Origin of the sequence: Capnocytophaga sp. oral taxon 863 str. F0517 (assembly GCF_000466425.1) — a bacterium.
Lineage (GTDB): Bacteria > Bacteroidota > Bacteroidia > Flavobacteriales > Flavobacteriaceae > Capnocytophaga.
Genome location: NZ_KE992092.1, coordinates 16,897 through 36,704, shown reverse-complemented (window position 1 = coordinate 36,704; position 19,808 = coordinate 16,897). Strand labels below are relative to the sequence as shown.

Genomic DNA, 19,808 nt, shown 5'->3' with positions numbered 1-19,808 from the left:
GCTAATTGGCATATTGACTCATTACCTAATTACCCAACTGCCCAATGAGTCTTTCAATATTCTCGGTCAGTTCCCTTAGGTAGTTCAGCTGTTCGGTAAAAAAGAGCATCTCTTGGGGGCGAATGGCGGCTAAGGGGCTATCGACAGCATTGGTTTTGTCTTGCTCAGCAAATAGCTCAAGGGTTGTCTGGCGGATTTCGTAGAAGACTTGGGGGTCAAAGGGGCGTATTTCTTCATCCAGCTTGCCATCCAAGAGGGCTACACAGTGCTGTAGCTTGTGCTGTATCTCCTGTATGGCGCGAACAAAAAGGTCACGGACAATAGGGGAGGGGGGCTCAACAAGCTGGGTGCTAAGGGTCGCTACGCAGGAGAGGAAATCCTGCTGAAGCACCTGTATCTCGTTGCAGACGTTGTAGTTCTTCCGCTGAGACTTAGGCTCCTGGAGCATACGCTGCAAACCCGCATTCAGGTTGGCCAAAGCTAAGAAAGCCTTCTTACGGGCTACCTTGTACTCGGTGGTGATTTCAGGCTTGTCTGCCCGTTTGATTAGCTCATTGGTATAACCTAAATTGGCTCTAAGGCTTTTGATAATCAGTAGGTTGTAGTTCTTATGCTCCCATGAGGGGAAGAGCAGGTAGTTGGCACTCACCGAAAGGGCAAAGGCAATCAGGGTATCCACCACACGGTACTGAACCACGCTCATCGCATTGGGGACAAAGAGTGCATAAGCTAAGACAATGTAGAGGGTGAGGAAAATCGCACTTATACTGAAATTCTCCTGCAATAGCCCATAACCAAAGGGCATACTCATGAGAATGGTTAGCCCATAGATATATTTGTAAATCTCGTAGTCCAAGTGTAGGACAAACTGACAGATATAGACCAAGATAAAAGCAAATCCCGCCCCGATAAGCGTACCCAAAGCTCTGTCCTTGGAGCGACTTAGGGTAAGGCCATAGCCAGGACGCATGATCACATATACGGTAAAGAGAATCCAATGGGGGTTCTGTACCTCAAAGGCTTCCCCGATAAGGTATCCCACTACCGTTACAATGGCCAAGCGCAAGGCATGGCGGAAAAAAGACGACTGAAACGAAAAGTGGTCGGCCAAGCGCTTGATGGAGTAGTTGTCCACACTGACAAAGCGGCGGTAGCTCTTCTCATCGCGGAAACTCACCTCCTGGGTATAGTAATTGTTGAATATCTGTTGTACGTTATAGATATTTTGGGTCTGCTTGGCCAAATAGTGGTACATTTTCTCCAAAAGCATCTGTTCTTCGGAGAAAGAACCTTCCTGACTGATAGCGATATAAGCCTGCTTGAACTCCAATTGCTTTTCCAAAAGGCTTTTAAGGCTAATGGAGAAGGTACCTTTCTTTCTTTCCCCTATATACTCGGCCATTTTAAGGAGAATTTGGGAGATTTCCTCTAAGAAGTGGGTATATTTCTCAAAGAAAACAGCGTTCTTTTGGGTATATTTATCCACTTTTTCATAGGGGATAGGGTTGGCAATGGCCAATTCGAAGATATCCACCATCTCGATAAAGATAAGGAACTGGCGTTGTAAGTAGTTGGTCTTACCTGATTTGGAACGGGAATCCAAAAGCACCGCGCGTAGCTTCTCATATTCCTCATTCAGGGAGGATTGTAGGGAGAGGAGTACTTGCTTATTGGCCACACGGTGAGCAGTATTGCGAATGAGCAAGGCGCGGGTCTGCAAATATCTAGCCGTAAGGGTCATGCACTGGGCTAAGAGCTGCTCGCTATATTGGCGCGGACGAATCCACATCAGTACCCGAACTAAAAAGATATACCAAGCCCCTGCCATAAAGATATACAGCGCATTGTAGAGGATCTGGATCCCCTGCTGGGGGCGCACCAAGGCCAAGGTGAGGGTGAAGATCCCCGCAATAGAGACCATCGCTGCCCTCGCCCCATAGAGGGAGATATAAGCATAGCAAAAGGTCAGTATGGCCATGACGGTCAGCAGCTGCCACAGCGAACCATAGGCATGAACGAAATTCACCGATACGGAGCTAATAGCCACAAAAAGGGTAGCAATGGCAATCCCGCCTAAGTGGTGCTTGCGGTTACCAGGGATATCACTTGGGGCAATCATGATAATGGTCGTAGCCGCAGTAAGCCCTGCCGATATATATACACCGCCCAACAGCCACCCTGCTATAGCGCAGGTAAGAATAGCGAAGGACTTCATTACCCCAATAACGAAGGCGTAGCTCTTGAGAAAATCTAAAAAATCAAGTCGTTTCATCTGTGGTCGTTACTTCTAAGTGCAAAAGTACAATATCTTTGGGAAAAATAAAAAATATTTTTTATTCACATGCTCGGATACCAGCGAGCGTAACATACCTACTTGTAGGGGTTAAGTCGGTAGTGTTGAGTTGTAACTAATTGATAATCAATGAGTAAAAACTTTTATTTAAAATAATTAAAAATAACGCTTGTTTATTCAGAAAAAATTTATATCTTTGCACTGTTGTTGTTTGGATGTAAAAATCCGCCTGTAAAGGAATGTTTTTAGTATTTCATTTCCATTACGTTTTTCTAATGAGCAAGTTCTTTTTTAGTGTTTTTATATCAGTTGTTTTAACCTCATTAGAAATCAGTTAGTTTTAAGTAAAAAATCCTCACCACCCGTGAGGATTTTTTTATCATTAGTTATTAGTACTTGTCACTCATCATTAGTCACTTGTCATTGGTCATTGGTCACTATAGAAAGTGCATATTGTATCAGTTTCTCCACCGCTTTTCCAGGATCTGCGGAGAAGGTACCTGCGGGGCGGTTGGCGATGATAGCGTTCATGGACAGTGCCTGATGACCTAAGAGCTTGCTAAGACCATAGATAGCGGCAGTCTCCATCTCCATATTGGTAACACGATGGCTTTCAAAGCAATAGGAGGCTAATTTCTCATTGAGTTGGTCGTCTTGAGGTGTAAGGCGCAGTCTTCTGCCTTGAGGGGCATAGAAGCCTGGGGCAGTAGCGGTAATTCCCTTGAAAACGGCAGGAGAGTCGAACCGCTGCAAGAGTGCCTCACTTCCTTTTACAATATAGGGGTGTCCCTTGTCCATATACCATTGGGTATGAGCGATAAAGGCTTCTTCCATGGCTTGCTCACGTACCTTAGGGCTATCTTTGTAGGAGTGTAGAAGGTTGTCCATGCCCAAGCCAAAAGCCGAAAGGACAATGCTATCTACAGGAATATCGGCTTGCAAACTTCCAGAAGTACCTAAGCGAATGAAGGTTAAGGGCGTATGTACTTCCTTGGCAACTCTGCGCTCGAAGTCAATATTGAAGAGTGCATCTATTTCATTGAGCACGATATCTATATTATCGGGGCCTATCCCTGTGGAAACCACCGAGATACGTTTGCCATTCAGATAGCCTGTATGGGTGACAAATTCCCGTTTGTGAGCGGTGAATGTTACTTTGTCGAAATGAGCACTCACCATAGGTACTCGTTGTGGGTCACCTACCAAGAGAATGGTAGAGGCGATATCCTCGGCATGAATATTCAGGTGATAGATACGTCCCTCTCCAGAGACAATAAGTTCTGCGTTGTTCATTGCTTTTAGAATTATAGGGTTTATAGTTTGTAAGAGGTGCTAATCATTCCAAAAGTCACTCTCTAAATAGAAGACAGTATCAATAAAAAATAAGACTCCATCTTTAGTTAGAACATTTTCATCGTGTAGGTCTTCTAAAATAATGCCTAATTTTCTATTTCTATAATCATTGTTGCGAATAGTCTCAAAACCATTATTTTTTAAATAGGTTTTTACTTTTTCTAAAGAAGTAGGTTCATTCTCTTTCACAAAGGATTGTCTCACTACGGCATATAGGGTCTTATTTTCTCTGTAAAAGCCTAAAAGTTCATAGGCAGTATCAGGAAAAAGATAGTTATTAAGCAAAAGATTATACAAATAATCCAGCCATGAAGCATAATAGATGCTGTCATTAAGTTTTAAAACATCTTTTTCTCCATCTAAATAGACTTTTTGTTCGGCTCCAGCAGATACAAAGTTGGCAATATCAATAGAAGAATACCAAAAGTGGTGCTCCTCTATCCACTGACAGAGTCTCTCTGTTTCTTCTTCCTTGATTGACTTCGGTTCTTGACTCTTATAGCCTGAGATCTGGCCTCTTTTAAGGTAACAGGCGATTGCTTGGATAGGAGCTCCATAGCTAACTTGGCTCGCTCCGCAAAGGACATCTTTAAGTTCATTTTTATTCACAGTTTTAGTGGTGGTTAGTTGTTAGTTTTTCACTTTTCACTTTTCACTTTTTAGTTTGCTCTCCTCCCACTGATAAAGGTTACGATAAAGGCATCGGTGAAGCCCTTTTTCTTAGCGATTTGTAGTAGATTTTCCATTTTCTTCAGGTCGGTTTCCTTGCCATAATAGTAGCGGAAGGCGTTACCTATCTTTTCTTTGAGAATGGGGCTAAGTCCTTTGAAGTTGGAGGGTACCGCAGCCAAATCCTTGTTGCTGGTAGCGATTTGGATACGGTAGTACATATCACCACGAGCAGCCGCAGCGGCTTCCTTGCTAAGCTGGCTGTTGTTCTTTAGCCAATGGTAATAGTTTTTGATAGCCTTAGCAATACTGATGGCAATCTGTTGTTGTCCAGCGATGGAGTTGAGGTACTCGCGCTCCTCTTGATTGCTCAAAAAGCCAGTTTCTATCAGCAGGGCAGGCATATAGGTTTGGTGAAGTACGATAAAGCCGGCCTGCTTCACGCCACGGTCACGGCGCTGGGTGTTCTCGGCTAAGGAGGATTGTACCCGCTTGGCTGCCTGAATGCTCTGTTCGAGGTATTCCTCTTGCATGATAGAAAGCCCTATGAAGGATTCGGGCGAATTAATATCGTAGCCAGCATAGCGTTCTTTATAGTCTTTTTCCAAGAAAATCACCTGGTTTTCCTCCTTGGCAACCTCAAAGTTGATGTCATTGACATGTAAGCCCAATACATAGGATTCCGAACCATGGGCATCCTTGCTCGGAGAGGAGTTACAATGTACCGATACGAAAAGATCAGCCTTCGCCTTGTTGGCAATAGTCCCGCGCTCATATAGCTCTATGAAGTGGTCATCTCGCCGGGTATAGATTACCTTGAAGAGGGGATCTTTCTCTAATTCTTTGCCTAACAATAAGATGATTTTCAGTACGATATCCTTTTCATAGATTTTCTTATGCACCTTTCCGGGGTCTTTTCCTCCATGTCCCGCATCCAAAACAATCTTAAAAGGCTCCGTCTGTGCCTCGATAGAGAGAGAAAAAAGTAAAAAGATATAGAAAAAATATTTTTTCATTAATTATAAAATTTCTTTAAAAACATTCACAAACTTCCTTTATCGCTTTCGTGATACAAAAAATATCCGTAAGTTTGACCTCTGAAAATAAAGTCTTTACCTATTGCTTAAAACTTTGATTTTCAAAATGCAAAGGTAAATAAAAAATGTTGAATCCACACACTGGCTCGTTTATATTTTGCAAAGATACAAAAAATATATCTTATACCTTAGTACGATGGCTTGTTTTATAGGACTTTCAGCCCAGCAAGGGCTGAATAGGTCTTGGGCTATTCGTACCCCCTTAGTGGAGGTTTTTCCTCCTTTGGACTCGCTCACTAAGCCAGATTCTCTTGCTATTCCCCCCAAGGAAGGTGCCGATACGCTCAAGCGGGATTCTTTGCCCAAACGAAAATCGACCCTTACCGATGTGGTGCGCTATCACGCCAAGGACAGTGTGGTCATCAGCCGATCGCTCAACAAGGTATCGCTCTATAACCAATCTCAGATTACTTATGAGGATACTGACCTGAAGGCGGGGATTAGTGTCATCGATTATAAGAAGCGCGAGGCCTACGCAGGTCGTATCAAGGATAGTGTAGGGGAGCTGGTACAGGCGCCGGTATTCAAGCAGGCAGAGCAGGTGATCGAACCCGACTCGATCCGATTTAACTATGTGACCAAGAAAGCAATCATCCGCAACGCTTATACCACGCAGGATGAGAATAAGATACGTGCCCAAATCATCAAAAAGGAAAATGATTCTACCTACTTCTTCAAGGAAGGGATGATCACTACTGCCGAAGACCTCGATGACCCTGATTACTACATTCGCTTGCGCAAGGCTAAGTTTGTCCCTAAAAAGAAAATCGTTGCCGGCTTCAGCAATATGTATATCTCTCAGGTGCCTACCCCTATAGCGCTGCCTTTCGCCTACTACCCCATGGTGGATTCACGTACCTCTGGGCTCCTCTTTCCTACTTTTGGGGAGGTCAACGATAGGGGCTACTATATCCAAAATGGAGGTTACTACTTTGTCATCTCTGATTATCTGGACTTAGCCCTTACTGGGGATTATTATACCAACGGAAGCTATGGACTTCGGGGGGCTTCTACCTATCGCAAGCGCTATAAGTATTCCGGTAACCTAAGTGTGCGCTATGAGAACCTTATCTATAGCCAAAGGGGCTTTCCCGACTATAGCCGTAGCTCTATTTATAATATACAATGGTCTCACTCTCAGGATAGTAAGTCCAGCCCGCTCTCCACTTTCTCCTCTTCGGTGAACTTGGGTAGCTCTACCTATTATAAGAACTCATACAATCAGCAGAACTCGGCCAACTTTCTGAACAATACACTCTCCTCTTCCATCTCCTACTCGCGTACCTTCCCGGCTTATCCATCGGTGAATCTGTCCCTTACCGCTTCTCACTCTCAGAATACCAATACGCAGAGTATCCAGATGACCCTCCCTGCCCTGCGAGTGAGTATGGATCGTATCTATCCTTTTGTAAAACAGGGAATGAGTAAGAAGGGCTTGATACAGAATATCAACTTCAATTATAGCTTACAGGGAGACAATCGTTACAATACCACCGATAGGGACTTTTTCTCCAAGACGATGTTCGACAAGGGGCAAACGGGCTTCAGGCATAGTATCCCTGTATCGACCAATTTCAAGATACTCAAGTTTGTCAGTATGTCGCTGAACGCTTCAATCAACGAGACTTGGCAGTTCAAGACGGTCAAGTATAACGATTATAATGAGCTGACTAACAAGGTGAGTAAGGATACCCTCAATGGCTTCGATCGCTATATGACTTATAACTTCGGGACGGGACTGGGAACGACTATCTATGGGACTTTTGATTTTGGAAAAGATAAAAAAATCCAGGCAATCCGCCATGTGATGCGCCCTTCTGTGAATTATGGCTATACCCCTTCTTTTGACAAATATTACGACTACTACATAGCCGATGCCTTTGGTACCCATCGCGATTATAGCCGTTTCGAAGGAGGCCTCTATGGGGCACCTGGCCGTACCGAGTCCAGCTCTATGAGCTTCTCTTTGAGCAATACTTTTGAGGCAAAGGTACGGGAACGAAGCAAAGATTCTATAGAGGAGGCCAAGCCCAAAAAGGTGATGCTACTCAATAGCCTCAACTTCTCCTCGGGTTATGACCTAAGGAACAAACGTTTCTCTCCGCTGAATATGACTGGAGGTACCCAGCTCTTCAACAATACCTTGGGGGTCAACTTCGGGGCTACTTTCAACCCCTATGCGATCGATATCAATGGCCGACAGTTGGAGAAGTTCAATATCAATAACGGAGGAAGCCTTTTCCGCTTTACCAATGCCAATATGACCCTGAATTATACCTTCTCCAGCAAGAATTTCAAGAAGGGCGCCAATACCGATAATACTGCTTCTGGAGGCCGTGCCGATGACCTCTTTGGGGCAGCTATGAATACCGACCTGAGCAAGCCCATGAAAGGGGAAGAAGAAGGGAAAGATAAGGAAAAGGACGAGAAGCCTCGCCTATACAACGCTGCTATGCCATGGGACTTGACCCTCGCTTATTCGCTCTCCTATGCCAATTCGAATCGTAATCCTATGATATCCAATAACTCCCTAATGGTATCTGGGAATATAGATCTCACTCCTAAGTTCCGAGTGGGGATGTCCTCCGGTTACGATTTCAAGGACAAAGGTATCACCTATACCCAGTTCCGTTTTGAGCGCGACCTGAACAGTTTCCGAATGTCTTTCAGTTTCTCCCCTTTCGGAGACCGCAACTCCTGGCATTTCTTTATTGGGATAAAGGCCTCTATGCTCTCCGACCTCAAGTGGGAGAAGAACAAATCTCCTGATAGGATCCTTAATTAAGAGGTAAGGCTAAGATTACAAACGATAATCCTAAATAAAATCCGATTCTCCAAAAACGAGAAAAATTCTCCAAAAACAGAGAAATTACTTATGAAGTATGAGTATAGTTCGCACTTTATGATAAAGGGAGTTTATAGCTCCTTAAAATGAGCTGTAAGCTCTACTGGTAATGGTCACGAGCTGCAAGCTCACACCAGCAAGAGAAATTATCAAAAAATCAAGGACACTAAGGGATTTGTTAAGAGATAGGGTTAGTATCAGCTAATTCTAGAACATGACACCTTTGTGGCATACTAAATCACTCATTATAAATTTTATATCGTATACCATTCTTGTATATATTTGTAATAGTAATAGTTGTATCCTTATTGGTCTATATACTCCCTTTTTTTCTTATAAAGGAAGAAAAAGGAGAAGTATGGTTGTATAAATACATGTGTTTTATAATATCATCACATGTGATATTTTTTATTTTAGGAACTTGGATAATAGAGAATTTTTTTCTATTAAAAGAAAATCAAATAGGCTATGTTATCTTATTTTTTCTTTTCTCTTTTCTTCCTTGTCTTAATTGCTTGTATACAGGTAATATTTTTGGTCTATCTATATACAAAAAGGGAAAGATCTCTTTTTTATAAAGGTTTCTTAGTGTTATTAATAAATATCTTAGCTCTTTTTTTGTATATTACATACAATCACTAAGTGAGGTGAGAATAAAAAAACAAAAATACTGACTATGAATACTATAGAAATCATCACTCGGTTTCGTTCTCGATCACTGAATGCAGGGCAATATATTGCCTATTGCAAGAGTTTGCTTTCTCCAATCAAGAAATTATTTCCACAGTTACATCTTTATATTCTAGATGATAAGGATAAACTTCTCTTCTTTGAAGAAGATTTATCTAATTTTGATGAGACACATTTGTATGACATCATTATGTGGGATAAGAGAATTGCCTATCATAATCCTGATAAGAATAATCCACATCTTACAATAGATTCAACTTGTTGGGCTCCTTTCTCTTCTCTATTTTTTTTCAATAGACAACGGAATATCAACAAAAACTCAGTAGCCGATATCTCTATAAGTGTCTCACAGGGAGTGGAGATATTTGGTGCACCAGCTATTATATTGATTGATTTCTCCCCCTACCCTCACCGTTGGCGAATTAGGGTCTTTGTACTGGGGGTATTTAGCCTCCAATTCTTGTAATTCTTTGAGTTTTTGGTCAAACTCAAAATCGGAAATAGAGGGGGTATCGAGCACATAATAATTGTAGTTGTGCTCGTTAAGCTCCTTGCGAAGCGCTTCAATCTGCGATAAGATAGTGTCCATTTTTTAGTGACTAATGACGAGTGACTAATGACTAACCATTAGCAACTAATGACCAAGCATTAATCACTAACCACTAATCACTAACCACTTAGTTATGATAAAGCGCAAAAATACGAAAAATATCTTGTTTTCCTAGAGATAAATACGTAAATTTGTAGCTAAAGAATCATCTATAAAATCCTTTGTACTATGGGACATTCATTACCTAATGCAACTGTAAAGAAACAAGCTGTAACACAAGCGGTTATCTTTGGCGTAGGACTATTTGCTTTGCTCTTTTTAGCCCTTATGTTTGTCAATGGCTACTTAGCTATGGGTGCTCTCTTTATCTCTGGAGTAACCGCTGTATTGGCGGCTATCACTTGGGGAATAGTAAGCCACTATCTGAAGAAATAGTGGTTAGTGGTTTCAAGAGCAGAACTACAAATTCAATTCTTGATTGGCATTAGTAACTCAAAATAAAAACTCAGAACTTGAAAAGTATTGCATTCATATTAGGTCTTTATCTTGTGGCATTGTTGGTATTGCCATGTAGTGATATGCCTATATATGAGGGCAATGATACGGCTGAGATGAGTGCATCTCACTCTCATTCTTCTGGTGATATAGACCTATGCAACCCGCTATGTATCTGCAATTGCTGCCAAATGGTACTTTCTCTTCCTGTCTCTGAAGAGACGCCCTTGGAAACACTTTCTCCTATTATAGAAACCAAACACTTGATTTCCTACCCCTATATTATTATAGATTCCTCCTACTTGGGAAATATCTGGGTTCCTCCTAAAATAGCTTAATTCTTCAACATAAGGGTGAATTGCCATTCGCCCCTACTTTACTTTGACTGGTGCGTTTTTGTAATTTGTGCCAACATTATCTATTTATTACATATAAAATTCCATGAAAAATATCATTATACTGCTCTTTGTTCTCTTTGGCGGTAGTATCCTCTATGGGCAGGAGCAAAAAATAAGCGGACATATTACCTCCGCAACGGATAAAACACCTCTTTTTGGCGTTTCCATACGCATCAAAGATACTCCAAGAGGCACTACTACCAATGAACAAGGAGATTTCTCTATCAAAGCAGCCTCTGGAGAGGTACTGGTATTCTCCTTTATTGGATTTAGAAGCCTTGAATACACTATTACACAGACTAATATTCCCCTTATCCTTGAATTAGAGGAAGAAGAGACCGAGCTGGAGGGGCTGACTATCACCTCCACACGTAGTAGCCGTACCATAGAGAAAGTGCCTACTCGTATTGAGCTTATTACAGCTGAAGAGCTAGATGAAAAAGGCAACATGCGCCCCAGTGATTTGCGGATGCTACTGAGTGAAAGCACTGGTATACAAGTACAGACAACCTCTCCAATCAGTGCCAATGCAGGTATTCGTATCCAAGGATTGGATGGGCGCTATACCCAGATACTCAAGGACGGATTCCCTGCTTACTCTGGAGCTGCCAGTGGCTTGGGTTTGCTGCAAACGCCCCCCTTGGACCTCAAGCAGGTGGAAGTCATCAAGGGTACCAGCTCCACCCTCTATGGAGGAGGTGCCATAGCAGGATTGGTCAATTTGATCTCTAAGACCCCTACCCCAGCGAGAGAGCTACTTTTTCATATAGACGGCACATCGGCTAAGGGATTAAACTTGAATGCATTCTATGGACAAAAATTCAATCATGTAGGTACCACTCTTTTTGCTTCTCATAGCAGAAACCAAGCCTATGCACCAAGTGACACTCCCTTTTCTGCCATTCCTCGCTTTGAACGCTGGGTAGTGAATCCCAAGCTATTCCTCTATTTTGACGAAGACACCTCGCTGAACATAGGGATAAATGCCATGGTGGAGCAGCGGTTAGGAGGACATATAGAGTACTTAAGGGGCAATACCGACCCTGCCTATCACTATTTTGAGGAAAACAATACTCATCGCTATGGTGGCCAGCTAACATTTGACCACCATATAAGTGAGGATTCCCGATTCCAGCTAAAGAGTAGTATTAACTACTTCCAAAGAGAAATTGTCCTGCCTGATTATCGTTTTTCAGGAACACAGCTAAGCAGCTTTACAGAAGGGTTCTATGGTTTGGAAAGAGAAAAAACAGACTGGATTATAGGAGTAACCCTTTTAGATCATCGTTTTAAGGAACAGCCTCTTACTACCTTCCCTTTGAGAGATGAGCAGGAGATGATTGTAGGAGGATTTGCCCAAAATACTTGGAAAACCGCCCCATGGTTGGAGATAGAAAGTGGTTTGCGCACCGATTTTGTCAAAGACTATGGATGGGTAGTACTTCCTAGGCTAGCCAGCCTCTTTCACCTATCAGAGAAACTCACTTCCCGCATATCAGGCGGATTGGGGTATAAAACACCTACCTTATTCACAGAGGAAAGCGAACGATTTCATTATCAAAACATCTTGCCTGTGAGTAGCCAAAAGAATCGGTTGGAGAAGAGTTATGGCGCCAACTTTGATATTAATTACCAGACCCTTTTAGGAGAGGAATGGACTCTGAGTATCAATCAACTCTTTTTCTATACTTACTTAGACCATCCGCTATTGCTGGAAAACCTATCACCTAAGAAGTATCACCTAACCAATATAGAAGGGCATATCCTCACCAAAGGATTGGAAACCAATGTAAAAATAGGTTACAAGGACTTCAAACTTTTCTTGGGTTACACCCTAACCAACACTCAATTCCATGAGGGAGATGTCTTTACGGACAATCTGCTTACTGCTAAGCACCGTACCAACTCTATTTTGTTTTACGAAGTGGAAGATAAGTGGAAAATCGGGTTAGAAGCCTATTATTTCAGTTCACAACTGCTGAGTGATGGAGAGCGTGGGCATCCTTACTGGATGACAGGTTTTATAGTAGAGAAATTATGGAAACATTGTTCTGTTTATATCAATTTTGAAAACTTCTTGGATGTACGTCAGACCCGTTTTGGAAGTATCTATACAGGTAGTGAGCGTGCTCCCGTATTCAAAGATATCTATGCTCCCTTGGACGGTTTTGTGTTCAACGGAGGTATTAAGCTCAAGCTATAAGAAAAAGGCTGTCCCGCGAAAGCGGGACAGCCTTTTTTGAAGACAACTATATTCAATTATTAAATCACTCCTTGGTCAAGCATAGCATGTGCTACTTTCATGAAACCAGCGATGTTGGCTCCTTTTACATAGTTGATGTAGTTTCCTTCTTGTCCGTATTTGAGACAAGCATTATGGATAGACTCCATAATCTGGTGTAGCTTAGCATCTACCTCTTCGGAAGTCCAAGAAAGGTGAGCCGCATTCTGAGTCATTTCCAATCCGGAAGTAGCTACCCCACCTGCATTGACTGCCTTACCTGGAGCGAAAGGCAATTTAGCATCTTGGAAAGCCTTGATAGCCTCAGGAGTACAACCCATGTTGGATACTTCAGCTACGAGTTTTACGCCATTGTCGATAAGGGTTTTGGCATCATCACCGTTCAATTCGTTTTGGAAAGCACAAGGCAAGGCGATATCACAAGGGATCACCCATGCTTTTTTGCCAGCGGTGAATTTGCTTTCTTTAGGGAATTTTTCAGCGAAAGGTGCTACGATATTGCGGTTGGAAGCGCGGAGTTCGAGTAGGTAGTCGATCATTTCTTGAGTCATACCACCAGGTACTTCCACGCAGCCATCAGGGCCAGAAAGACCGATAACCTTTGCGCCGAGTTGGGTAGCCTTTTCAGAAGCTCCCCAAGCTACGTTACCAAAACCAGAAACAACCACACGTTGTCCCTTGATATCACGGCCGAGCTTCTTAAGCATATGGTCTACAAAATAAAGGGCACCATAACCAGTAGCTTCAGGGCGGATAAGTGAGCCACCCCAGTTGATGCCTTTACCGGTAAGTACCCCAGTGTTGTATTCGTGTGCTAATTTCTTGTACATACCGTACATATAACCGATTTCACGGCCACCTACCCCTACGTCTCCGGCGGGTACGTCGGTATCAGGACCTATGTATTTCCACAATTCAAGCATGAAAGCCTGGCAGAAACGCATGATCTCAGCATCGGACTTGCCGGTAGGGTCGAAGTCAGAACCTCCCTTAGCACCGCCCATAGGTAGGGTAGTGAGGGCATTCTTGAAGGTTTGTTCGAAACCTAAGAACTTGAGCATAGAAGGGTTCACTGCCTTGTGGAAACGAATCCCCCCTTTGTAAGGGCCAATAGCCGCATTGAACTGTACTCGGTAACCGAGGTTGGATTGTACCTCTCCTTTGTCATCTACCCAATCCACACGGAAGGTATGGATACGGTCTGGCTCCACAATACGTTCAATGATTTTAGCCTTTGCAAATTCAGGGTGTTGGTTATAGACCTCTTGTACGGATTCCAACACTTCATGTACTGCTTGCAAGTACTCTTTTTCTCCTGGGTGTTTTGCCTCCAAAGAGGCCATAATTTTTTGTACGTCCATTATTATTTGATTTGTTAGTGGTTAGTAGTTAGTGGTTGGCAGTCAGTGGTAACCAATAGCCAACAACCGGCAACTAACAACTAAATTTTCTACAAAGTTACGGAATATTATAGAAATAAACAAGGAAAAGAAAAACTATTTTCTTAATCCTGTAGTTCCTTATCCAATCAGGATATTTTTCTATAGGGCTTGAGTTTAGCAATACGAAAGTATCCATAGGGTTAGAAAGGCAAAGGGTGAGGCAAAGATAAGACTGTCGAGCCTATCGAGCAATCCGCCATGGCCGGGGAGTATGGTGCCGCTATCCTTTTTGCCAGCTACGCGCTTGAACTTGGATTCTACCAAATCGCCCAAGGTGCCTGTTATGACCAATACAGAGGCTATGATGAGCCATTTCCACAAGGCCTTCTCGCTATAGAGGGATAGCCAAGCGGCTACAAGTAGGGCGCCGAGTAGGCCTCCTACGAAGCCTTCCACCGTTTTCTTGGGAGAGACCGAAGGAAAGAGCTTGGTACGCCCCAAAAAGCGCCCCGATACATAGGCAAAGCTGTCACTCGCCCAAATAATCGCCAAAAGGGCAATCATAGTATGTTGTGCCTCCGAAAAGGCCTCCGAAAGGTGCCACTGTGAGAGTTCCCAAAAAGCAAAAGGACTGGAAAGTTCCTGTTCATTTCGGTAGATTTCTGCCTTGTAAAGCAGGGAAATAAATAAGCACCCCCCTCCTACATAGAGCAGGTCTAAGAGGTATTTCTGCCAGGTGGTATATTTTACTTCTTCTTTCCTATACAGGTAGAGGATTAGGTAGGTGTCTGTGGAGATTACCGCCAAAAGCAGTAGATAGACAAAAAGGTTTTCGCCCAATTCGTTGATAGGAATCAGATAGTTGAAGCACCACCAAAGGCCTAAGAATAGCAGGTAGATGGCACTTCCCCCCAAGCGTACCAAGCGCTTGAACTCGAACAAGCATACTAAGGCAAAGATAAGGAAAAGAAAGCCAAAGGCCTCGGCATTGGAGAGCATGATAGCCGTAAGGAGCAGGAACACATAGATAATACCTGTGATACAGCGTTTGAGTAATTCATTCATTCGTTTGTATTTAAGTCCTCTAAGAGGATGAGATAAGTGGTTCGGTAACAGTTTTCACAGAAGATGGAGTCCTTATCCTGAGGCATGAAAGCCCTTAGGGTACGGATATTGTTGGGACGTGCATGGAGGAATGTCTGGAGGTTCAGCCCGCCCATAGCATCCATGAGGGTGGCTACAATTTGGCTGATTTTGGCCACTACAATTAGCTTAGAGGGAAGCTCGTCCAATCGCTTCTGCCCCAGCTGACGTGACGAGAACATCACTGAACCCTCCTCGGCAACTAAGTATTCGCAGTCCGTTAAAAAATGAGTCGCCTGCTGGTCATCAGCAGTGAAATAATCAGGGAAATCACTTAGAAATAATTCTTCTAAGGAGATGTTGTGCCCAAAGACTAAGGTATCTTCGCCTTCTTGGGATACAATCGTTTGGAAAACATCGGGTAGGTCTCTTATTTTATCTACATATATGAAAATACCTCCCTTTGCTTTGAAGTTTTTTACAAAAGCTTCGTCTATAGGTAGGTCTTCCTTGGGGGTTTCTATATAGTCGTTGATAGTGATTACTTTCCGTTTGAAAATCCAGTTGACAAAATTCTTAAGCCAGTACATTAATTATCAATGATTAGTTATCAATGGTAAGGGTCTATCATGATCCTCTATTTTGGTATTGGTCGTTTCAAGGGGTAAAGATAATAAAAAATACCGATTCTAAGAAATATTTCTCTATATTTATTTTTAAGCACACTTCTGTCTTAAGTACATTTTTTAGGAAAGCGAAGCCTTATAGAAGTGTAAAATAACAAAATGTTAAAAAAGTTATTTTTTTCTTAGTGAATAAGGGTTTCTATCTTTATTTTTAGGAATATTCTGTAATTTTGTAGCTTCTAAAATAAGACATGAATATTCAACTGAAAAAAAGACACTTAAAGAGTGAACATAACCTTGTGCTAACCATAGGGGGCTCCAAGAGTGAGACCAATCGGCTGCTTCTGTTGCAGGCGCTCTACCCTTCTTTGCAGATAGAAAATGCCTCCCCATCCAGAGATTCAGAGGCTATGTACAAAGGCCTACACAATACAGATCGCCTTATCCATATAGGGGATGCAGGGACGGCTATGCGTTTCCTGACGGCTTATTATACCGCTTGTTGTAACCGAGATGTCTTGCTTACAGGTTCCGAGCGCATGCAGGAACGCCCTATCGGTATCTTGGTAGATGCCTTGCGAAAAATAGGGGGAACCATCCATTACGATAGAAATGAAGGCTTTCCGCCCCTATACATTCAGGGGAATAGACTCCAAGGGGGAACACTATCGATCAATGCCCATGTAAGTAGCCAATATATATCGGCCTTACTGCTGGTGGCTCCTTCCTTCCCCAAAGGACTTACCTTGCATCTCGAGGGTGAGATTACCTCCTTTCCTTATCTGAATATGACCCTCTCCTTGCTTAATGAATTGGGCATTGTAGCCTCCTTCGAGGATAATACGTTCTATGTGAACTATACCCCCGATATAGCTCCCAAGACGGTGGTGGTGGAGCCCGATTGGAGTTCGGCTTCCTATTTCTATAGTATCGTAGCCATCAGCCCTGTGGGGACTTCCCTCATCCTGAACCACTACAAGGAGAAGAGCTTGCAGGGCGACCGTATCGTAGCCGATATTTACCAAGCTTTTGGGATTAAGACAATCTTCCAAGAGGACAGGATACTGATTCTAAAGGAACGAGAGCCGCTCTCTACCATCTTTTCTTATAATCTTATGGATTGCCCTGATTTAGCCCAAACAATTGCGGTGACTTGTTTTGCCTTGAAGATGGAGTGTTTCCTAAGCGGACTACATACCCTTAATATCAAAGAAACCAACCGATTGGAAGCGCTGAAAAAGGAACTGACCAAGCTGGGAGGAGAAGTGCGTATCTCTGAAGAAGAAATATGGATAGGCAATAGTCGTAAAATTCGCTCCAATGTAGCTATTGATACTTATAATGACCACCGCATGGCTATGGCTTTTGCACCCTTATCACTTATGGTGCCTATTACCATCAACCAAGCGGAGGTGGTCGAGAAATCTTTCCCTGATTTCTGGCAACAATTCGAAACGATTACAGAGGAATAAGGTTCTCTGAAGACTAATCCTTAATCACTAATCTTATATAAAGTAGCTTAGCAGGATGTTCCTCGGGAAGCCCCAAGGGATAGATGGCCGCATAGAGGGCGTTGTCCTCGCCTAAAAAGATAGGAGTTTGCGGACTCATAGCGCATTTCCACCAAGCAAAGGAAGCCTTGACCAACGCCTTGAGGCGCAGGGGTGTCGTCCCTTCGATATGGTAGAGAGCGATATCACTCACCCCATGGATAGGGTCGGTATGGAGGGTGATGATATGCTTTTTGTCGGCCGAGAGCAAGGGGAACCCATCCATATAGAGCTCATTACCAGTAATTTTGTCCGTAAGTATATAAGGCACTACCTGGAAGCCTGTTACCTGAACGATATATTGTCCTATAGCCTCATGTTCCCCCACATAGGTATAGACGGCCTCCAAGCCTTCTAAGCTGTTATCTTCGTATTTTGCTACCTTTTTTTGGCAAGGTAGGGATAGGATTTTCCCTTTCTTCTCAATTTCTTCTCCCTTGTCAAAGGGCTTTGGGCTATGCTGGAGTGCCTGCTGGTAGTCGGCTTCACTGATAAGGCTTATAGAAAAGAATTCCGATAGATTATCCAAGTCCTTAGGGGTGTGAGTGGAGCCTTTGTACTCAATAAGGGAGCAGACCTGCTCTAATTCCTTATGGGTAAAGGCCTCATCCTGATAGCCTACCTCACTTTTGAGAATATAGCCCTCATGACTGTCCTTCTTTACCTTGTAATAAGGCCCTTCTTCTCCTAAGATTACCAATTTGCTACCTAAGGCGAAAGATTCTGTCGCTTGGGACTGGTTTTCAGCAAGTGCAGCGGCCTGCTTCTCCACTTTGGATAGAACATATACGACCGAACCAATGGGGAAGTCGGGGCGGGCGGTGGGAGTTGGTGTGGTATTTTCGAAGTTATCAGAGTTTTGCTTGGTCGTTGCCTGCTCGGACGAAGCAGAGGGAATAGTAGTAGGGGCTTGTTCCTCTTTTTTAGGGGACTGGCAAGCCATAAGGGTGATAAGGAAGCATAGAAGGAGTTTTTTCATAAGAGAATAACGGACAGTGAATAGTGGTTGATATTATCGGACAAGGCGCTATGGGCAGTTCTCCCTGAAATGCTGATTTAGGTCTTTTGCAAAGACCACAAAAATAGTGCCACAATTAAGTGAAGTATGTAAGGTCAATTTGCCAATGAAGGGATATTACCCCTTATGAGAAGTTGCCTAAGGGGTGGGCGTGGTGTCAAGGAAATCAAATTTTGAATACAATGAAATCTCAAAAGCCTTCAGGTGAAAAATTTAATTATATAGACATTGCTTCTATAGATAATAGACAAAACAAAATTACTGATGTAAAAACTATAGCTGTAACTGATGCCCCAAGTAGAGCCAGTAGGAAAGTGAAATTTGGTGACTCCTTATTTTCTATGGTTAGACCTTATCTGAAAAATATAGCTTTTGTAGATGAAGAATACTCAAACTGTATAGCTTCAACAGGCTTTTATGTGTGTAGTCCTAATGAAGCTCTGTTTCCTAAGTATTTATTTTATCTGATGGTATCTGATTATGTAGTTCAAGGACTGAATAAACATATGAAAGGAGATAATTCACCCTCAATTAACAATGAAGATATAACAAATTTTATTTTCCCTCTCCCTCCTCTTGCGGAGCAGCACCGTATCGTCCAAAAAATAGAAAGTTTTTTTGCTTCCTTTGACCAAATAGAAAAGATGTTAACATAAGGGCAAATAGCCTCACATACTTGCTAACGCAAATTTGCCCCTACAGCTTACCAATCGACAATGGTATCTACAATGGCTTGCTGCTCGCTGGCAGTACGCCTGAGATAGATACGAGTGGTCTCAATACTTTCATGCCCCATCAGGTCGGCAAGGAGCGTAAGGTCATTGAAACGCTCTAAGAAGTTTTTAGCAAACCGATGTCTAAAAGAGTGAGGATATACCACTTTAGGATTAAGCTGGTACTTATGAGCAAAGACCTTGAGTTGTTGGGCAATTCCTCGTGGGGTGATACGTTTGCCAAAGCGATTGAGAAAGATATAGCCTGAAGTAATTCCCTTTGCCTTAAGCCATTGGCTACTTTCCTCGCGCAAGAGCTTGGGAATGTATAGGCGGCGTACCTTTCCGCCCTTGCTATAAAGATCTAGATAGCCTTGAGTGAGGTGTTCTGCTTTTATCTGAATCAGCTCACTCACACGCGCCCCTGTAGCGGTGAGAAACCATACGAGAAAATACCAATCTTGATACCCATCTTTTTTGAGTTGTGCCTTTAGGAACAGGTAATCCGCATGACTAATCACATGCTCTAAAAAGTTCTTTTGCTGTACCTTTACAAAGGACATCTTCAGAGCGCCTTTCTTGACGAAGTCCAAGTACTTGTTAATCGCCTGCAAACGCAGATTAACGGTTTGTGCTTTGTACTTGTCCAGTAGGAAATTCTTGTAAGCCATCAGGTTGGGCTTGTTGATAATAGGGTATTTTTCTAAGAAATACCTCACTGTCCACACATACGAGTCTATCGTATTGGGCGCTAAATTGCTTTTCTGTAGAAAAGACTTGAATTGTTCTATCATTTCTTTAAAA

The 19,808-nt window shown here is 42.8% G+C and carries 15 protein-coding genes and 1 pseudogene; 6 read left to right on the top strand and 10 right to left on the bottom strand.

Annotation, left to right across the window (positions count from 1 at the left end):
• Positions 1-25 precede the first annotated feature (25 nt).
• The 4 genes from HMPREF1551_RS02220 to HMPREF1551_RS02205 form a co-directional block, all read right to left on the bottom strand.
• Positions 26-2,272, bottom strand: coding sequence for an FUSC family protein (locus tag HMPREF1551_RS02220; protein ID WP_021627392.1), 2,247 nt, complete (start codon positions 2,270-2,272; stop codon positions 26-28).
• A gap of 441 nt (positions 2,273-2,713) precedes the next feature.
• Positions 2,714-3,586, bottom strand: coding sequence for a nucleoside phosphorylase (locus tag HMPREF1551_RS02215; RefSeq protein WP_021627391.1), 873 nt, complete (start codon positions 3,584-3,586; stop codon positions 2,714-2,716).
• 39 nt (positions 3,587-3,625) lie between these two features.
• Complete coding sequence (locus HMPREF1551_RS02210) at positions 3,626-4,255, bottom strand: hypothetical protein (protein ID WP_021627390.1); 630 nt, start codon at positions 4,253-4,255, stop codon at positions 3,626-3,628.
• 50 nt (positions 4,256-4,305) lie between these two features.
• Positions 4,306-5,331 carry an N-acetylmuramoyl-L-alanine amidase gene (locus tag HMPREF1551_RS02205; protein WP_021627389.1) on the bottom strand — a complete coding sequence of 342 codons (1,026 nt, stop codon included), beginning with the start codon at positions 5,329-5,331 and terminating at the stop codon, positions 4,306-4,308.
• A gap of 217 nt (positions 5,332-5,548) precedes the next feature.
• On the opposite strand from HMPREF1551_RS02205, the gene HMPREF1551_RS02200 reads away from it, so the two are divergent.
• Positions 5,549-8,197 carry a putative LPS assembly protein LptD gene (locus HMPREF1551_RS02200; RefSeq protein ID WP_021627388.1) on the top strand — a complete coding sequence of 883 codons (2,649 nt, stop codon included), beginning with the start codon at positions 5,549-5,551 and terminating at the stop codon, positions 8,195-8,197.
• 1,135 nt (positions 8,198-9,332) lie between these two features.
• Here the strand turns inward: HMPREF1551_RS02200 and HMPREF1551_RS02190 are convergent.
• A pseudogene (locus tag HMPREF1551_RS02190) lies at positions 9,333-9,536 on the bottom strand (DNA ligase LigA-related protein); the annotation flags it as partial.
• Positions 9,537-9,725: 189 nt separating this feature from the next.
• On the opposite strand from HMPREF1551_RS02190, the gene HMPREF1551_RS02185 reads away from it, so the two are divergent.
• The 3 genes from HMPREF1551_RS02185 (at position 9,726) to HMPREF1551_RS02175 (ending at position 12,593) form a co-directional block, all read left to right on the top strand.
• Positions 9,726-9,932, top strand: a complete 207-nt coding sequence (locus HMPREF1551_RS02185; protein WP_021627385.1) for a hypothetical protein — start codon at positions 9,726-9,728, stop codon at positions 9,930-9,932.
• Positions 9,933-10,009: 77 nt separating this feature from the next.
• On the top strand, positions 10,010-10,330 hold the full coding sequence (locus HMPREF1551_RS02180; RefSeq protein ID WP_144267029.1) for a DUF6660 family protein: 321 nt from the start codon (positions 10,010-10,012) through the stop codon (positions 10,328-10,330).
• A 103-nt stretch (positions 10,331-10,433) separates the two neighbouring features.
• Positions 10,434-12,593 carry a TonB-dependent receptor gene (locus tag HMPREF1551_RS02175; RefSeq protein WP_021627383.1) on the top strand — a complete coding sequence of 720 codons (2,160 nt, stop codon included), beginning with the start codon at positions 10,434-10,436 and terminating at the stop codon, positions 12,591-12,593.
• Between the two features lie 59 nt (positions 12,594-12,652).
• On the opposite strand, the gene gdhA is transcribed toward HMPREF1551_RS02175, so the two are convergent.
• The 3 genes from gdhA to HMPREF1551_RS02160 form a co-directional block, all read right to left on the bottom strand.
• Positions 12,653-13,993 (bottom strand): NADP-specific glutamate dehydrogenase, encoded by a 1,341-nt coding sequence (gene gdhA / locus HMPREF1551_RS02170; RefSeq protein WP_021627382.1) that lies wholly within the window; start codon positions 13,991-13,993, stop codon positions 12,653-12,655.
• A gap of 195 nt (positions 13,994-14,188) precedes the next feature.
• A complete protein-coding gene (locus HMPREF1551_RS02165) occupies positions 14,189-15,079 on the bottom strand; it encodes a phosphatidate cytidylyltransferase (RefSeq protein WP_021627380.1) in 891 nt (296 codons plus the stop codon).
• Positions 15,076-15,687 carry an LUD domain-containing protein gene (locus tag HMPREF1551_RS02160; RefSeq protein ID WP_021627379.1) on the bottom strand — a complete coding sequence of 204 codons (612 nt, stop codon included), beginning with the start codon at positions 15,685-15,687 and terminating at the stop codon, positions 15,076-15,078. The genes HMPREF1551_RS02165 and HMPREF1551_RS02160 overlap by 4 nt, the downstream gene beginning before the upstream one ends.
• Before the next feature lie 287 nt (positions 15,688-15,974).
• Between HMPREF1551_RS02160 and HMPREF1551_RS02155 the strand changes: the two genes are divergently transcribed.
• Positions 15,975-17,195, top strand: a complete 1,221-nt coding sequence (locus tag HMPREF1551_RS02155; protein WP_021627377.1) for a 3-phosphoshikimate 1-carboxyvinyltransferase — start codon at positions 15,975-15,977, stop codon at positions 17,193-17,195.
• Positions 17,196-17,208: 13 nt separating this feature from the next.
• Here HMPREF1551_RS02155 and HMPREF1551_RS02150 read toward each other — a convergent pair whose 3' ends face one another.
• Complete coding sequence (locus HMPREF1551_RS02150) at positions 17,209-18,252, bottom strand: hypothetical protein (RefSeq protein WP_021627376.1); 1,044 nt, start codon at positions 18,250-18,252, stop codon at positions 17,209-17,211.
• 221 nt (positions 18,253-18,473) lie between these two features.
• Here HMPREF1551_RS02150 and HMPREF1551_RS02145 point away from each other — a divergent pair, with 221 nt between their 5' ends.
• On the top strand, positions 18,474-18,947 hold the full coding sequence (locus HMPREF1551_RS02145; protein WP_021627375.1) for a restriction endonuclease subunit S: 474 nt from the start codon (positions 18,474-18,476) through the stop codon (positions 18,945-18,947).
• A gap of 47 nt (positions 18,948-18,994) precedes the next feature.
• Here the strand turns inward: HMPREF1551_RS02145 and HMPREF1551_RS02140 are convergent, their stop codons facing one another.
• A complete protein-coding gene (locus tag HMPREF1551_RS02140; protein WP_021627374.1) occupies positions 18,995-19,798 on the bottom strand; it encodes a tyrosine-type recombinase/integrase in 804 nt (267 codons plus the stop codon).
• Positions 19,799-19,808 lie beyond the last annotated feature (10 nt).

Coding starts and splice junctions, on each gene's coding strand:
- HMPREF1551_RS02220 (WP_021627392.1), bottom strand. CDS start 2,272: ATGAAACGACTTGATTTTTTAGATTTTCTCAAGAGCTACGCCTTCGTT.
- HMPREF1551_RS02215 (WP_021627391.1), bottom strand. CDS start 3,586: ATGAACAACGCAGAACTTATTGTCTCTGGAGAGGGACGTATCTATCAC.
- HMPREF1551_RS02205 (WP_021627389.1), bottom strand. CDS start 5,331: ATGAAAAAATATTTTTTCTATATCTTTTTACTTTTTTCTCTCTCTATC.
- HMPREF1551_RS02200 (WP_021627388.1), top strand. CDS start 5,549: ATGGCTTGTTTTATAGGACTTTCAGCCCAGCAAGGGCTGAATAGGTCT.
- HMPREF1551_RS02185 (WP_021627385.1), top strand. CDS start 9,726: ATGGGACATTCATTACCTAATGCAACTGTAAAGAAACAAGCTGTAACA.
- HMPREF1551_RS02175 (WP_021627383.1), top strand. CDS start 10,434: ATGAAAAATATCATTATACTGCTCTTTGTTCTCTTTGGCGGTAGTATC.
- gdhA (WP_021627382.1), bottom strand. CDS start 13,993: ATGGACGTACAAAAAATTATGGCCTCTTTGGAGGCAAAACACCCAGGA.
- HMPREF1551_RS02165 (WP_021627380.1), bottom strand. CDS start 15,079: ATGAATGAATTACTCAAACGCTGTATCACAGGTATTATCTATGTGTTC.
- HMPREF1551_RS02160 (WP_021627379.1), bottom strand. CDS start 15,687: ATGTACTGGCTTAAGAATTTTGTCAACTGGATTTTCAAACGGAAAGTA.
- HMPREF1551_RS02155 (WP_021627377.1), top strand. CDS start 15,975: ATGAATATTCAACTGAAAAAAAGACACTTAAAGAGTGAACATAACCTT.
- HMPREF1551_RS02150 (WP_021627376.1), bottom strand. CDS start 18,252: ATGAAAAAACTCCTTCTATGCTTCCTTATCACCCTTATGGCTTGCCAG.
- HMPREF1551_RS02145 (WP_021627375.1), top strand. CDS start 18,474: ATGAAATCTCAAAAGCCTTCAGGTGAAAAATTTAATTATATAGACATT.
- HMPREF1551_RS02140 (WP_021627374.1), bottom strand. CDS start 19,798: ATGATAGAACAATTCAAGTCTTTTCTACAGAAAAGCAATTTAGCGCCC.